This is a genomic window from Nocardioides sp. NPDC051685 (assembly GCF_044453405.1).
Lineage (GTDB): Bacteria > Actinomycetota > Actinomycetes > Propionibacteriales > Nocardioidaceae > Nocardioides.
Window position 1 is genome coordinate 300,469 of record NZ_JBITCR010000002.1, and the last position, 14,913, is coordinate 315,381.

The 14,913-nt window shown below is 69.8% G+C and carries 13 protein-coding genes; 3 read left to right on the plus strand and 10 right to left on the minus strand.

Annotated elements, in window-relative coordinates:
• Positions 1 to 14: 14 nt before the first annotated feature.
• On the plus strand, positions 15 to 1,175 hold the full coding sequence (locus ACIA03_RS06550) for a DUF1015 family protein (protein ID WP_396980443.1): 1,161 nt from the start codon (positions 15 to 17) through the stop codon (positions 1,173 to 1,175).
• Here ACIA03_RS06550 and ACIA03_RS06555 read toward each other — a convergent pair.
• The 10 genes from ACIA03_RS06555 to ACIA03_RS06600 form a co-directional block, all read right to left on the minus strand.
• A complete protein-coding gene (locus tag ACIA03_RS06555) occupies positions 1,172 to 1,591 on the minus strand; it encodes a single-stranded DNA-binding protein (protein WP_396980445.1) in 420 nt (139 codons plus the stop codon). The genes ACIA03_RS06550 and ACIA03_RS06555 overlap by 4 nt on opposite strands.
• A 202-nt stretch (positions 1,592 to 1,793) precedes the next feature.
• Positions 1,794 to 2,363: a DNA-3-methyladenine glycosylase gene (locus ACIA03_RS06560; RefSeq protein ID WP_396980447.1), complete on the minus strand. Its 570-nt coding sequence runs from the start codon at positions 2,361 to 2,363 to the stop codon at positions 1,794 to 1,796.
• On the minus strand, positions 2,363 to 3,787 hold the full coding sequence (argH, locus tag ACIA03_RS06565) for an argininosuccinate lyase (protein WP_396980449.1): 1,425 nt from the start codon (positions 3,785 to 3,787) through the stop codon (positions 2,363 to 2,365). The genes ACIA03_RS06560 and argH overlap by 1 nt, the downstream gene beginning before the upstream one ends.
• On the minus strand, positions 3,787 to 5,244 hold the full coding sequence (gene argG, locus ACIA03_RS06570; RefSeq protein ID WP_396980451.1) for an argininosuccinate synthase: 1,458 nt from the start codon (positions 5,242 to 5,244) through the stop codon (positions 3,787 to 3,789). Before argG ends, argH begins: the two co-directional genes overlap by 1 nt.
• A 26-nt stretch (positions 5,245 to 5,270) precedes the next feature.
• Positions 5,271 to 5,798, minus strand: coding sequence for an arginine repressor (locus tag ACIA03_RS06575; protein WP_396980453.1), 528 nt, complete (start codon positions 5,796 to 5,798; stop codon positions 5,271 to 5,273).
• Complete coding sequence (argF, locus tag ACIA03_RS06580; protein WP_396980455.1) at positions 5,795 to 6,718, minus strand: ornithine carbamoyltransferase; 924 nt, start codon at positions 6,716 to 6,718, stop codon at positions 5,795 to 5,797. Before argF ends, ACIA03_RS06575 begins: the two co-directional genes overlap by 4 nt.
• Positions 6,715 to 7,968 (minus strand): acetylornithine transaminase, encoded by a 1,254-nt coding sequence (locus ACIA03_RS06585; protein ID WP_396980457.1) that lies wholly within the window; start codon positions 7,966 to 7,968, stop codon positions 6,715 to 6,717. Before ACIA03_RS06585 ends, argF begins: the two co-directional genes overlap by 4 nt.
• Positions 7,965 to 8,906, minus strand: coding sequence for an acetylglutamate kinase (gene argB, locus ACIA03_RS06590; RefSeq protein WP_396980459.1), 942 nt, complete (start codon positions 8,904 to 8,906; stop codon positions 7,965 to 7,967). Before argB ends, ACIA03_RS06585 begins: the two co-directional genes overlap by 4 nt.
• Entirely contained in the window at positions 8,903 to 9,940 is a 1,038-nt protein-coding gene (gene argC, locus ACIA03_RS06595) for an N-acetyl-gamma-glutamyl-phosphate reductase (protein WP_396980461.1), read from the minus strand. Before argC ends, argB begins: the two co-directional genes overlap by 4 nt.
• 326 nt (positions 9,941 to 10,266) lie before the next feature.
• Positions 10,267 to 11,847 (minus strand): APC family permease, encoded by a 1,581-nt coding sequence (locus ACIA03_RS06600; protein WP_396980463.1) that lies wholly within the window; start codon positions 11,845 to 11,847, stop codon positions 10,267 to 10,269.
• 196 nt (positions 11,848 to 12,043) lie between these two features.
• Between ACIA03_RS06600 and ACIA03_RS06605 the strand changes: the two genes are divergently transcribed.
• Both ACIA03_RS06605 and ACIA03_RS06610 read left to right on the plus strand, forming a co-directional pair.
• Positions 12,044 to 13,330: an aspartate aminotransferase family protein gene (locus ACIA03_RS06605; protein ID WP_396980465.1), complete on the plus strand. Its 1,287-nt coding sequence runs from the start codon at positions 12,044 to 12,046 to the stop codon at positions 13,328 to 13,330.
• A complete protein-coding gene (locus ACIA03_RS06610) occupies positions 13,330 to 14,910 on the plus strand; it encodes an aldehyde dehydrogenase family protein (RefSeq protein ID WP_396980467.1) in 1,581 nt (526 codons plus the stop codon). Before ACIA03_RS06605 ends, ACIA03_RS06610 begins: the two co-directional genes overlap by 1 nt.
• The last annotated feature ends 3 nt before the right edge of the window (positions 14,911 to 14,913 follow it).

Sequence of the window (14,913 nt, forward strand, 5' to 3'; positions counted from 1 at the left end):
CCTACGATGTGCGGATGGACGATACGGGTGTGGTCAGGGCGCCGTACCTCCGGCGTCCGCTGCGCCTGGAGCCATTTCGAGCGCTCTCGTTGGCGCCGTCGCGGATCGGGGACCCGACCTCGGCACGGCTCTACTCCCGCCCCTATCGCGGGGTCGCCTCCCGGATCAGCTCCTGGCTGGCGCGCGGCGATCTGCGTGAGCACCAGGAGCTCGCGCTCTACCTCCACGAGTACACCGCTGCCGGGATCGTCGTGCGTGGCGTCGTCGGGATCCTCGACGTCTCCCACCGCACCGACGACCCCGGTGAGGCCGCCGTCCTCCCCCACGAGGGAGTACACACCGCACAGGCCGAGCAGCTCGCCTCCCGGATGCGTCAGATGCGGGTGCACCCGGCGCCGATCCTGCTCACCTACCACGCGCCCGACGGCGTCGCCGCGCTGCTCGACCGGGTGCAGAGCAGCCCTCCCGAGGAGCAGTACGACGACCACGGCGGCCAGCACCATCGGGTCTGGGCGATCACGGACAAGGCGCTGATCGCCCAGCTCCGCGACACGTGGTCGACCCAGCAGGCGCTGATCGCCGACGGACACCACCGCTACGCGGCGTACGCCGAGCTCCAGGGGCTCGCCGAGCCCGGTGACGAGGCCGCGACGGACTTCGGCCTGGCGATGCTCATCGACCAGGACGACACGCCGTTGCAGCTCGGTGCGATCCACCGGGTGCTCCCCGGGGTGAATCTGCGCGACCTACGGTCCGCGGCAGAGTCCGTCGGCGCCGAGTGGACCGCGGGCAGTCGCGACGCCGCTCTGGGCAGGCTCGGGCCCGGCGTCATCGTGCTCAGTGACGGCCGTGGCTGGGCCACGCTCGACATCGATACCTCTGCGGGTCCGATCACCGGCGACGTCGGCTATCTGCACGACCGGCTCCTCCCCGCGCTGAGCCGGCAGCCGTCGCGGGTGCTGCACGCGCACCAGGTCGATGCCGCCCTCAAACGGGCCCGCCCGGGCCGCGACGTCGCAGTCCTGCTGGCGGCGCCGACCTTCGACACCATCCTCTCCTCCGCCTCGATCGGGCAGCTGCTCCCGGAGAAGGCCACCTCCTTCCAGCCGAAGCCGCATCCTGGTGTGCTCATCCGGCTCCTCGATGCCGCGCGCCTGGAGAAGTCGCGTCATTAGCTGGCCTGTCTGGCCGCCGCGGCGGCGCGGCTCACCCGCCTGGCCGACTGCACCTCCACCTCGGTCATCGACTGCAGCCGACCACCGGTCTTGAAGAACCGGCGGCGCAGAGCGCCGTTGACCTCGATCACGTCTCCGACCTGCCAGGTCATCGCCGCCCGGCGGACCCGGGCGACCCAGGTGTGGCATTCGAGCGCGTCGATCTGCACCCGGCTCCCCCGGCGTTTGTCGCGTGGCCTGTTCACGACCACCCGGAACGCGGTGAGCTGGTCGCCGCTCGGCAGCTCCTTCTCCTCCGCGGCCAGCGAGAGCCGGCCGATCAACCGCACCTCGTTGACCGTCGCCAGCCCACCGGCCGGCACCACCCGCTCGCCATCATCCGGTGATGGCTCCTTCTCTACCCTTGCGACCGTCATCTCGATCACCTCCGACCACCATCCTGTGCGGGGGCGCCGACAATTCTGCCCGGGCCGTCGCGGCCTGTGGAGAACCCCGGTCCGAACAGGGCCTGTGGACGGTGAACGGCCCGTCCGGCGACCTCGTGGCCTGGATCCACCAACCCGAGCGGGCGACGCGGCGGACTGAGCCGTTCGCTCCGGCTCTCCGACCGAGCCAGGCTCAGAGAGCCTTCGCCGGCCGGTAGCGCGAGACCGTCGGGTCACCAGCCACCCAGAACCGCCATGGGCGCTCCGGGGCGAGGCGCAGCCCGACCCGCGGTCCGGCGGCCACCTCGATCCCCGCCCAGGTCTCCTCGGGCGCCAGGTCCAGCTCGAAGTCGCCGGTCCCGTTCATCGACAGGTCCAGGCCCAGCGCCGAGGCGAGCCGCGCCGGTCCCCGGGCGAGGTCGACGTCGCGTACGGATCCACGTCGTTCCCGGGCGACCTCGATCCCCTCGGTCACCTCACCGGCACGGAGCAGGATGCCGCCGGGTTCGCCGGCCGGATGGCAGACGAGGTTGGCGCAGTAGTGCATCCCGTAGGTGAAGTAGACGTAGAGCCGTCCCGGCGGCCCGAACATCACCCGGTTGCGGTTCGTCTCGCCCCGGAAGGCGTGCGAGCCGGGGTCGTCGGCCGCGTACGCCTCCACCTCGGTGAGCCGCACCGTCACCCCGTCGAACGACAGCGTCGCCCCGAGGAGCCGCGGAGCGGTCACCTCGGGGCGCTGGTGCAACAGGTCCGTGAGTCGCACTAGGACGGACGGAACCCGGCTGCCTTGGCCCGCAGCTCGGCGAGCTGCTCGGCGACCCGGCCGGGAGCCGTCCCGCCGCGGCCGTCGCGCGAGGAGACCGATCCCTCGATCGTCAGCACCAGACGTACGTCAGGAGTCAGCGCCGGCGAGATCGTCGCGAACTCCTCGTCGGTGAGCGCGTCCAGCTCCACGCCTCGCTTCTCCGCCGCCTGGACGCAGGCGCCGGCGAGCTCGTGGGCGATCCGGAACGGGGTGCCCTGCCGGACCAGCCACTCGGCGATGTCGGTGGCCAGCGAGAAGCCCTGCGGGGCCAGCTCGGCCATCCGGTCGGTGTTGTAGACCAGCGTCGCGACCTGCCCGGTGAAGGCCGGGAGCAGCACCTCCAGGGTGTCCAGGGAGTCGAAGACCGGCTCCTTGTCCTCCTGCAGATCACGGTTGTAGGCCAGCGGCAGCGCCTTCAGCGTCGTCAGCAACCCGGTCAGGTTGCCGACCAGACGTCCGGCCTTGCCGCGGGCGAGCTCGGAGATGTCGGGGTTCTTCTTCTGCGGCATGATGCTCGAGCCCGTCGACCAGGAGTCGTGCAGCGTGACGAAGTCGAACTCCTTGGTCGCCCACAGGATGATCTCCTCGGCGATCCGGCTGATGTCGACGCCGATCTGGGCGCACACGTAGGCGAACTCGGCGACGAAGTCGCGCGAGGCGGTGCCGTCGATCGAGTTGGCGCTCGACCCGGTGAAGCCGAGCTCGGCGGCGACCAGCTCGGGGTCGAGCCCGAGCGACTGTCCCGCGAGCGCCCCGGACCCGTAGGGCGAGTCACACACCACCCGCGCCTGCCAGTCGCTGAGCCTGTCGACGTCGCGCAGCAGCGACCAGGCGTGGGCCATCAGGTGGTGCGAGAGCAGCACCGGCTGGGCATGCTGGAGGTGCGTACGTCCCGGCATGATCGCGCCCATGTTCTCCTCCGCCTGGGCGGCGAGCGCGTCGATCAGGTCGAGCACGAGCCCACGCAGCACCCGCTCGTGATCGAGCAGGTAGCTGCGGAAGAGGGTCGCGATCTGGTCGTTGCGGGAGCGCCCGGCGCGCAGCTTGCCGCCGACCTCTGGACCGATCTCCTCGATCAGCAGCCGCTCCAGCGCGCCGTGCACGTCCTCGTCGGAGGCGGCCGGAAGAAGCCGTCCGGCGGTGAACCGGTCGGCGAGTACGTCGAGACCCCGGTGGATCTCGTTCTCCTCGTCACCGCTCAGCAGCCCGGCCGCCCCCAGCGCCTTGGCGTGGGCGTGCGACCCGGCGATGTCGTAGAGCGCCAGCCGCCAGTCGAACTGCGTCGAGCGCGAGAGCGCCTCGAGCTCGGGCGAGGGACCGCCGGCGAACCGGCCGCCCCAGAGCTTGCCCTCATTCGTGGTGTTGGCAGGTGTGTTCGACATCAGTCGTTGCCCGACTCGATCGCGACGTCGTCGAGGACGGTGTCGTCCAGGACGGCCTCCTCGACCGGGAGAGCCGCGGAGGGCTTGCCGTCGGCGGCGGCGATGCGGTCGAACCCACCGGCGGGCAGCTCGCCGAAGAGGGTGCCGTGCTCGACCAGAACCGTGCCCTGATCCAACGGATGCCCGGCGTAGATCTCCAGCTTGGAGCGCGAGTCGGCGATGTCGAGGTTGCGCATGGTGAGCTGGCCGATGCGGTCGACGGGGCCGAAGGCGGCGTTCTCGACACGCTCCATGGAGAGCTTCTCGGGGTGGTAGGAGAAGTGCGAACCCTCGGTGTTGAGGATCGTGTAGTCCTCGCCGCGGCGCAGCCGCAGGGTGACCGTGCCGGAGACCAGCGAGGCGATCCAGCGCTGGATCGACTCGCGCAGCATGAGCGCCTGCGGGTCGAGCCAGCGACCCTCGTAGAGCAGCCGGCCGAGCTTGCGGCCCTCGTTGTAGTAGTTGGACATGGTGTCCTCGTTGTGCACCGCGTTGAGCAGCCGCTCGTAGGCCGCCCACAGCAGCGCCATGCCCGGCGCCTCGTAGATGCCACGGGACTTGGCCTCGATGATCCGGTTCTCGATCTGGTCCGACATGCCCAGGCCGTGGCGGCCGCCGATCGCGTTGGCCTCGTAGACCAGCTCCACCGCGTCGGAGTAGGACTTGCCGTTGATCGCCACCGGGCGGCCCTCGACGAAGGTGATCGAGACGTCCTCGGTCTCGATGGCCACCGAGGGGTCCCAGAACTTCACGCCCATGATCGGCTCGACGGTCTCCAGGGAGACGTCGAGGTGCTCCAGCGTCTTGGCCTCGTGGGTGGCGCCCCAGATGTTGGCGTCGGTGGAGTAGGCCTTCTCGGTGGAGTCGCGGTAGGGCAGGTTGTGCGCGACCAGCCACTCCGACATCTCGTGGCGGCCACCGAGCTCGTGGACGAAGTCGGCGTCGAGCCACGGCTTGTAGATGCGCAGCTCGGGGTTGGCCATCAGGCCGTAGCGGTAGAACCGCTCGATGTCGTTGCCCTTGAAGGTCGAGCCGTCGCCCCAGATGTTGACGTCGTCGGCGTGCATGGCGCGCACCAGCATGGTGCCGGTGACGGCACGCCCCAGGGGCGTGGTGTTGAAGTAGGCACGGCCACCGGAGCGGATGTGGAAGGCGCCGCAGGCGAGCGCGGCCAGACCCTCCTCGACGAGCTGCGGCTTGATGTCGATGGCGCGGGCGATCTCCGCGCCGTAGGCCATCGCGCGGTCCGGGACGCCGGAGATGTCGGGCTCGTCGTACTGCCCGATGTCGGCGGTGTAGGTGCACGGAACCGCACCCTTGTCGCGCATCCAGGCGACCGCCACGGAGGTGTCGAGGCCTCCGGAGAAGGCGATGCCGACGCGCTCACCCTTGGGGAGGGAGGTCAGGACCTTGCTCACGAGATGTTGCTCCTTGATCTGAAAACTTACGGAATGTCTGTGGTCTTGCCGGCGAGGCTGAGGAAGCGGTTGACGAGCGCCGCTCCACCCTTGGGCTCGCGGCCGATGACGAGCACGGTGTCGTCGCCGGCGATGGTGCCGAGGATGTCGGGGTATTCGGCCCGGTCGATCGCGGAGGCGAAGTATTGGGCGCCACCCGCAGGAGTACGCAGCACCACCAGGTTCGCACTCCCGTCGGCGCTCACCAACAGCTCGCGGGCGAGTCGGCCGAGCTTGCTGCGTCCGCTGGCCGACTCCCCCGGGGCCACCGCGGTGCGGTCACCGCCCTCGCCGGGGACGGCATAGACCAGCGCGCCGGATGGTGCCCGCACCTTCACCGCGTCGAGCTCGTCCAGATCGCGCGACAGCGTCGCCTGGGTGACGTGCACCCCGTGGGCGAGCAGCGCCTCGGAGAGCTCGGTCTGGGACCGGATCTCCCGGCCCCAGATGATGTCGACGATCAGGGACTGGCGCGCTCCCTTGGTCGCCGGCCGCTGGGTCTCATTCGCGGTCATCGTCGCTCCCACAAGAAGGCCAGGATCGCCTTCTGGGCGTGGCGGCGGTTCTCCGCCTCGTCCCACACCAGGCTCCGCGGACCGTCGAGCACCTCGGCCTCGATCTCCTTGCCGCGGTAGGCGGGCAGGCAGTGCAGCACGACCGCGTCGGCGTCGGCGTGGCCGAGCAGCTCGCTGGTGAGCGCGTAGGGCGAGAACACCGCGATCCGGGCGGCCGCCTCGCTCTCCTTGCCCATCGAGACCCAGGTGTCGGTGATGAGTACGTCGGCCCCGGCTGCCGCCGCGACCGGGTCCGAGGTCACCGTGACCGAGCCGCCGGTCTCCTCGGCGATCTCCTTCGCCCTGACCAGCACCTCCGCGTCGGGCGCGTAGCCCTCCGGCGCGCCGAACCGGACGTGCATCCCGGCGATCGCTCCGGCCAGCGCCCAGGAGTTGCCCATGTTGCAGGCAGCGTCGCCGAGGAAGGCCGCGGTCAGCCCCGTCAGCGATCCCTTGTGCTCCTGCAGCGTCTGCAGGTCGGCGAGCAGCTGGCAGGGGTGGAACTCGTCGGTGAGGGCGTTGACGACCGGAACCCCGGAGTGGGCGGCCATCTCCTCGAGGTCCCTCTGTGCGAACGTACGCCACACGATCTCGCCCGCCTGCCGGCCGAGCACCCGGGCGACGTCGGCGACCGACTCCCGCTCACCGATCCCGGCGAGGCGGCCGTCGACGAGCATCGAGTGGCCGCCGAGCTCGGCGATCCCGGAGGAGAACGACGCCTGGGTGCGCAGCGTCGGCTTGTCGTAGATCGTGGCCACGGTCACCGGACCGGCGAGGGGCTTGGCGGCGTACGGATCCTGCTTCATCGCCGCCGCGAGCGCCAGCACCTCGGCCTGCTCGGCCGGGGTGAGGTCGTCGTCGCGAAGGAAGTGTCTGGTCACTTCGCCCCCTCCTCGCTGCGCTCGGTCACTCCCTCGCTCGGCGCGAGCGGACGAGCAAGCTCGCCGCTCGACCTCGCTTCGGTCGTCTCCGCCTTGTCCAGGATGGCGGGCCACGCGGCCAGAAGGCTCTCGGCGTCGTCCGAGGTGAGCACGAGCGGCGGGACGATCCGGATCCGCTCGGGGGTGGCGTTGTTGAGGATGAACCCGGCCTCGAGCGCGGCCGCCGCGACGGCGCCCGAGTCGGGACCGGCGAGCACGACTCCGATGAAGAGGCCCTCACCATCGACACGCGCGACCCGCGGGTCGGCGGCGAGGCCGTCGCGCAGCTTCTGCCCGAGCACGGTGACGTGCTCGAGGAGCCCCTCGGACTCGATGGTCTCGATCACCGCGAGCCCCGCTGCGCAGGCGACCGGGTTGCCACCGAAGGTGGTGCCGTGGTTGCCGGGCTCGAAGAGCGTGGCCGCGCGGCCCAGGCCGATGCAGGCACCGATCGGGAAGCCGCCGCCGAGGCCCTTGGCGAGGGTGACGATGTCGGCGGTGACGCCGGAGGTCTCGTGGGCGAACCAGCGGCCGGTGCGGCCCAGGCCGGACTGCACCTCGTCGAGCCACAGCAGCGCGCCGTGCTCGTCGGCCGCGGCCCGCGCGGCCGCCAGGTAGTCGGCGGGCGGGACGACGACGCCGGCCTCGCCCTGGATCGGCTCCAGGATGATCGCGGCGGTCTCGTCGGTGACCGCTGCCGCCAACGCCGAGGCGTCACCGTAGGGGACGAAGGTGACCTCGCCCGGAAGCGGCTCGAAGGGAGCCCGGTAGGCCTCCTTGGCGGTCAGCGCGAGCGCACCCATCGAACGGCCGTGGAAGGCGCCCGTGGCGGCCACGATGTGCTTGCGGCCGGTGCGCCGGGTCAGCTTGAACCCGGCCTCGTTGGCCTCGGTGCCGGAGTTGGCGAAGAAGACCCGTCCGGTCTCGCCTCCGGGGACCCGGGCCAGCAGCGCCTCGGCCAGCTCCACCTGCGGGTGGGAGGTGAAGAAGTTGGACACGTGGCCGAGGGTCTCCATCTGGGAGGTCACCGCGGAGACCAGCGCCGGGTGGGCATGGCCCAGGGCGTTGACCGCGATGCCGGCCAGCAGGTCGACGTACTCCTTGCCGTTCTCGTCCCACACGTGGGCGCCCTCGCCTCGGGTGAGGACCAGCTTGGGAGCGCCGAAGGTGTTCATCAGGGAGGCGGCGTAGCGCTCTCCATAGGTGCTCATCGGTCCAGCTCCCTTGCTTTGCGGGTCTTGGTGGTGACGCCGGGGAGCACCTGGGTGCCGACTCCCTCGGCGGTGAACAGCTCCAGCAGCACGGCGTGCTGCTCGCGGCCGTCGACGACGGTGGCGCGCTTGACGCCGCCCTTGACCGCCTCGAGGCAGGCGCTCATCTTCGGGATCATCCCGCTGGCGAGGTCGGGGAGGATGCCTTCGAGGGCCTCGGGGCTGATCTCGCCGATGACCTCCTCGGGGTCGGGCCAGTCGAGGTAAAGACCCTCGACGTCGGTGAGGACCAGCAGCTTCTCGGCTTCCAGCGCGATCGCGAGGGCCGAGGCGGCGCGGTCGGCGTTGACGTTGTAGATCACGCCGTCGGCGTCGGGGGCGACGCTGGAGACGACCGGGATCCGGCCGGCCTGGATGATGTCGAGGACGGCGGCGGGCAGTACGTCGACGACCTCGCCGACCTGGCCGAGGTCGATCTCCTCGCCGTCGATGACGGTGCTGGCCGGCTCGGCGGTGAAGAGGCCGGCGTCCTCGCCGGAGAGCCCGACCGCGAGCGGGCCGTGCTCGTTGATCAGCCCGACGAGCTCGCGCTGGACCTGGCCGACCAGGACCATCCGGACGACGTCCATGGCCTCGGGGGTGGTCACCCGCAGCCCGCCGCGGAACTCGGACTCGATGCCGAGCCGGTCGAGCATGCTCGAGATCTGCGGGCCGCCGCCGTGGACGACGACCGGCTTGAAGCCGGCGAACCGCATGAAGGCGATGTCCTCGGCGAAGGCGCGCTTGAGCGTGTCGTCGGTCATGGCGTTGCCGCCGTACTTCACCACGACGATCTTGCCGTGATACTCCTTCAGCCACGGCAGGGCGCCGGCGAGGGTGCGGGCCTTGGCGGGGTCGGGGCGACCCGGCTCGTGGGCGATCGTCTCGAGATCGATCACGGGGCCACTCCGACCGTGCTCAGCCCGGTGGTCTCCTCGAGGCCGAGCGCGAGGTTCATGCACTGGATGGCTCCCCCGGCGGTGCCCTTGGCGAGGTTGTCCTCGGCACCGACGACGACCAGCCGCCCGGCGGCCTCGTCGACGGTCACCTGCAGGTGGACCGCGTTGGAGCCGAGCACCGCCTGCGTCTGCGGCCACTGGCCCTCGGGGAGCAGGTGGACGAAGGGCTCGTCCCCGTACGCCTTCTCATAGACGGCGCGAGCATCCGCCGCCGTCACGCCGGCGGCGAGCTTGGCCGAGCAGGTGGCCAGGATGCCGCGCGGCATCGGCACCAGGACCGGGGTGAAGGAGACCGTCACCTCGCCGTCGACCAGCGCGGAGAGGTTCTGGACGATCTCGGGGGTGTGGCGGTGGACGCCGCCGACGCCGTAGGCGCTCACATTGCCCATCACCTCGGCACCGATCAGGTGCGGCTTGGACGACTTCCCGGCGCCGCTGGTGCCGGTGGCGGCGACCACGACGACGTCGGGGTCGACGATCCCGGCCTCGACCGCCGGAGCCAGAGCCAAGGTGGAGACGGTCGGGAAGCAGCCCGGCACCGCGATCCGGTTGGCCGCGGAGAGCGCTGCGCGCTGCCCGGGCAGCTCGGGAAGGCCGTAGGGCCAGGTACCGGCGTGGTCGGTGCCGTAGAACTTCGTCCACGTCTCGGCGTCGGCGAGCCGGTAGTCGGCGCCGCAGTCGATCACGACGACGTCGTCGGGGAGGCCGGCCGCGATCGGACCGGACTCGCCGTGCGGCAGCGCCAGGAAGACGACGTCGTGACCGGCCAGGGTCTCGGCATCGGTGGGCTCGAGCACTCGGTCGGCGAGCGGGAGCAGGTGGGGCTGGAGGCTCCCCAGGGTCTTGCCCGCGCTGGAGGCGGCGGTCAGGGCACCGATCTCCACCTCGGGGTGGGCCAGCAGCAGCCTGAGCAGCTCACCTCCGGCATATCCACTGGCACCGGCGACGGCGACGCGCTTCTTCGTCATGTGCATGAACATACGTCACACTGCATGAATCTGGCAAAGTCTGTTCGCCGGCTGAGACACACCGGGCGCGTCGCCGAACGAAAACCCGGCCCGCGAGCATCCCGGCCAGCCAGCCCATCGTCGCCGCGAGCGCCCGGAGGCGCCGGTTGTAGGTCGACTGGAACGGCAGCGTCGGGACATCGCAAGCAGCCAAGCCCGGGCGAACCGCAAGATCCGAGGCTCCTTCGGGATCTGCCACAACGCCTGCTTCACCTCAACGCCCGCATTACCGCCGACGTGACCAGCTCAGCATCGTCGAAGTGCCGGCCCCGGGCACGAACCGCCCGATCCGCTCACTCCTCGCGCACTTGGACGTCATCCAGGACGACGCGCCCGATGATTTCATAGCGCTCCGAGGAGAACTGGCGGCACCACAACGCGAAGAGCACCCCGCCGATGCCAACCGCGCCCACGATCCACGGGGTCAGCTTGAACACGATGTCACTGGAGGCCGCGCCGGCCGCGAAGCCGGCGTTCTGGATCAGCAGCCAGATGACGTAGAGCATCCCGATGCCGCCGATCAATGGGGCAATGAAGGTGCGGAACCAGTGTGCGCCGCTGGGCCGGTCCTTGCCGACATGGAAGAAGGCGATGCTGGAGAAGGCCGCCAGAGCCTGCACGATCAGGATCGCAGTGGTGCCGAGGATGGCCATCAGCGCATAGAGCTGGCCGTACGGATCGCGGCCCGTGAGGAAGAACCAGCCGACGATGGCCGTGGCGATGGCGGTCTGCACGAAGCCGGCCACATGCGGTGATCCGTGCACCGGGTGGGTGGCGCCGATGGTCTTGCCGAAGCCGGGCACAAGGTCCTCACGGCCGATCGCGTAGATGTACCTGGCGGCGCAGTTGTGGAAGGCCATGCCGCAGGCGTATGAACCGGTCATCAGCAGGAAGTCGAACATGACCACGGCCCAGTGCCCGAGGTGCTGCTCGACCGGGCCGAAGAAGATCTGTCCCGCGGTGGCACTGTCCTGGGCAAGCGCGATCGCGCGGTCCGGGCCGGTCCCGACGATGGCGGACCAGGAGACGATGACGTAGAACAGGCCGATGCCGACCACCGAGAGCATGATCGCCTTGGGGATCATCTTCTTCGGCTCGCGCGACTCCTCGCCGTACATGGCGGTGGACTCGAATCCCACCCAAGACCAGAACGCGAAGAACAGGCCGATGCCCGCGGAGCCAGTGGCGGCGATGGTCTTGCCGTCCGGACCGGTGACATTGGCGGAGAGGTTCTGGAAGGCCGCGATCGGATTCAGCGAGTCCAGCGTCCAGCCGTCGGGGCCGCCACCGGAGAACAGCACGGTCAGCGTCATCAGGCCGAGCATCAGGATCTCGGCTACCAAGAAGAGGCCGAGCACCTTGGCGGCCAGGTTGATGTCGAAGTAGGTGAGCAGCGCGTTGACGGCGAGCATCAGCAGCGCGAACCAGATCCAGCTGACCTCGAGTCCCAGGTGCGCCGAGGCGAAGGTCTTCGCGAAGAACGCGAAGATGCCGACCAGGGACGCCTCGAAGACGACGTACGCCAGGGTGGTCAGCGCGCCCGCGCCCATGCCGACGATGCGGCCCAGGCCGTAGGAGATGAACCCGTAGAAGGCGCCGGTCGCGGTGATGTGCTTGGCCATCGCCGAGTAGCCCAGCGAGAACAGGCTGAGCACGATGGTCGCAACCAGGTACCCGGCGGGCGCGTGGCTGCCGTTGCCGAACCCGATGGCGATCGGCACGTTGCCAACCATCGCGGTGATCGGTGCCGCAGTGGCCACCGCCATGAACAGAACTCCGATCAGGCCGACGGCGTTCGGCTTGAGGCGCTGCGTCGAACTGGCGCCCGGAACAGCCCCCTCCTCGGACACTGCGCGCGTGTCGTCTGCGGACATAAGGACCTTCTCTCCCGTGCCTCGACGGCACGTTCAGACATTGTGAGCTGTCTCACATCGAGACCGAATATTGGCACTACCTATCAGACCAAATCAAGTCTCCAAGCCAAACGTTTCGGGTCTGTTTCAGACCATTGACTTTTTTGGTCGGACCAGCCACATTGGTCTCTACGCAGGCTTCGGCGACAGGATGGCGATGCACGACTACGACACGTTCCGCTTCGACTCGAAGGCAGAGATGCTGGAGAAGTCCGAGCAGTACTGGAACCCGGACAAGACCCGGTTCTGGTCCGACAGCGGCGTCGACCTTGTGATCGACCGCAGGGAGGGCTACCTGCTCTGGGACATGGACGGCCGCCGGCTCATCGACGTGCACCTGAACGGTGGCACGTACAACCTCGGCCACCGCAACCCCGAAGTGGTCGGCGCGGTTAAGGCGGCGATGGACCAATTCGACATCGGCAACCACCACTTCCCCTCCCTCGGCCGGACCGCCCTGGCCGAGGCGCTGATCTCCACCGCGCCCGAGGGACTGACGAAGGTCGCCTACGCCTCCGGTGGTGGCGAGGCGATCGACATCGCCATCAAGAGCGCCCGGCACGCCACCCAGAAGCGCAAGATCGTCTCGATCGTGAAGGCGTACCACGGCCACACCGGCCTGGCCGTGGCCACCGGCGACGACCGCTTCTCCAAGCTCTTCCTGGCCGACCGGCCGGCGGAGTTCCCCCAAGTCCCCTTCAACGACATCGCCGCGATGGAACATGCCCTGTCGGGACGCGACGTCGCCGCGGTGATCATGGAGACAATTCCGGCGACGTACGGGTTTCCGCTGCCGCAGCCGGGCTACCTGGAGCAGGTCAAGGTCATCTGCGAGAAGTACGGGGCCCTCTACATCGCGGACGAGGTGCAGACCGGGCTGATGCGCACCGGCGAGCTCTGGGCCATCGCCAAGCACAACATCGCACCGGACATCCTGGTCACCGGGAAGGGTCTCTCCGGCGGCATCTATCCGATCGCGGCGGTGCTGCTCAGTGAGCAGTCCGGCGCGTGGCTGCGCGAGGACGGGTTCGGCCACATCTCCACCTTCGGCGGTGCCGAGCTCGGTTGCGTGGCGGCGCTCAAGACCCTGGAGATCAGCAACCGTCCCGAGGTCCGCTCGATGGTGCACTACATCGCCGACCTGGTCGGCTCCGGGCTGCAGGAGGTGCAGGCCGCGCACCCGGAGTGGTTCACCGCCATCCGCCAGAACGGTGTGGTCCTCGGCCTGGAGTTCGCCCACCCGGAGGGCGCCAAGTTCGTGATGCGCGAGCTCTATCAGCTGGGTGTCTGGGCGATCTTCTCCACGCTCGACCCGCGCGTCCTGCAGTACAAGCCGGGGATCCTGATGGCCCCGGATCTCGTCGAGGAGCTCCTCGACCGAACGTCCCTGGCCATCGCCCGCGCGGCACACACCGCCGCCGGGTCCGGACGGAAGGCGAGCTGATGTCCGAGACCAGCTCTGCGCTTGCCGCCGCCGGCCACATGCTGGAGCGGTCCCGGTGGGCGGCCCGCGCCTACGCCACCTACTCCGCCCGCGACGTCGACAGGATCGTACGCGCCGTCGCCGAGGTCGCCCACGCCAACGCCGCCAAGTACGCCGAGTGGGCGGTCCGCGAGACCGGGTTCGGCGTGGTCGAGCACAAGGTGCGCAAGAACGAGGCGTGCTCGCGCGGCATCGTGGACACCTACGCAGGGCACGACTTCGTCACCCCGCGGATCGATCACGACGCCAAGATCGTCGAGGTCCCCCGTCAGGCCGGCGTGGTGCTCGCGCTGACCCCGTCGACCAACCCGGTGGCCACTGTGTACTTCAAGGTGCTGCTCGCGCTGATGACCCGCAATGCCGTGGTGATCAGCCCGCACCCGATGGCGAAGGAGTGCTGCCACGACGCGGCGCGGCTGCTCGCCAAGACCGCGGTCGAGGCGGGCGCTCCCGACGGTGTCGTCCAGTGTGTCGCCGAGCCGACGATCCCGCTGGTCGAGGCGCTGATGGCCGACGTACGCACCAACGTCATCCTGGCCACCGGCGGCACCAGCATGGTGCGGGCGGCGTACGGCTCGGGCAACCCCGCGATCGGCGTCGGCCCCGGCAACGTCCCGGTGCTCGTCGACGCCACCGCGGACGTGCGCGCCGCGGCCAAACGGCTCGTGGAGAGCAAGGCCTTCGACAACTCGGTGCTCTGCACCAACGAGTCGGTGCTCATCGTCGAGGAAGCAGTCGCCGACCGGCTGACCCGCGAGATGGAGCGGGCCGGCGCTGCCTTCCTCGACGCCGACGGCGCCCAGCGGCTGCGCGACTACATGTTCCCGCTCCGCCGTCTCAACGTCGACGTGGTCGGCAAGGACGCCTCCTGGATCGCCCAGCAGGCCGGAATCCGGGTCGGCCCGAGGACGAAGGTTCTGGTGGCGCCGTTCGACGTCGCTATACCCGAGGAGCCGCTCACCTCCGAGAAGCTCTCGCCGGTGCTCGGCATGATCCGGGTCCCGGACGCCGCCGCAGGCATAGCCACGGCTCGAGCGATCGTCCGAATCGCCGGTGCCGGGCACAGCGCGGCGGTGCACTCGTCCGACCCGGCCACGGTGATGCGGTACGCCGCCGAGGTGCCGGTGCTCCGGGTTTCGGTGAACGTCGGCAACAGCACCGGCAGCTCCGGCCTCGACACCAACCTGGCCACGACGATGACGATCGGCACCGGCTTCGTCGGCCGCAGCTCGCTCGGCGAGAACCTGGAGCCCAAGCACCTGGTGAACTGGACCAGGATCGCCTACAACGCCGACGCCGCCGAGCCGATGCCCACCTACGACGGGCTCAGTCCGTGGGAGGACCACGACCGGCCGGTGCCGGCCTACCCGCTGGCGTCCAACGACGAGCGCGCGGCGCTGCCACCCCTCGACCGAACCTCCTACCTCGACCGGGTCGCCTCCCGGATAGCAGCGACCGCTCCAGCGGGAGCCGACGCCGCGTTCCGCGAGGACATCCGTCGCCTCGTCGCCGAAGAACTCTCCCACCTCATCAAGGGCTGATCG

Coding starts and splice junctions, on each gene's coding strand:
- ACIA03_RS06555 (WP_396980445.1), bottom strand. CDS start 1,591: ATGACGGTCGCAAGGGTAGAGAAGGAGCCATCACCGGATGATGGCGAG.
- ACIA03_RS06605 (WP_396980465.1), top strand. CDS start 12,044: ATGCACGACTACGACACGTTCCGCTTCGACTCGAAGGCAGAGATGCTG.
- ACIA03_RS06610 (WP_396980467.1), top strand. CDS start 13,330: ATGTCCGAGACCAGCTCTGCGCTTGCCGCCGCCGGCCACATGCTGGAG.
- argH (WP_396980449.1), bottom strand. CDS start 3,787: ATGTCGAACACACCTGCCAACACCACGAATGAGGGCAAGCTCTGGGGC.
- ACIA03_RS06600 (WP_396980463.1), bottom strand. CDS start 11,847: ATGTCCGCAGACGACACGCGCGCAGTGTCCGAGGAGGGGGCTGTTCCG.
- ACIA03_RS06585 (WP_396980457.1), bottom strand. CDS start 7,968: ATGAGCACCTATGGAGAGCGCTACGCCGCCTCCCTGATGAACACCTTC.
- ACIA03_RS06550 (WP_396980443.1), top strand. CDS start 15: ATGGACGATACGGGTGTGGTCAGGGCGCCGTACCTCCGGCGTCCGCTG.
- ACIA03_RS06575 (WP_396980453.1), bottom strand. CDS start 5,798: ATGACCGCGAATGAGACCCAGCGGCCGGCGACCAAGGGAGCGCGCCAG.
- argC (WP_396980461.1), bottom strand. CDS start 9,940: ATGCACATGACGAAGAAGCGCGTCGCCGTCGCCGGTGCCAGTGGATAT.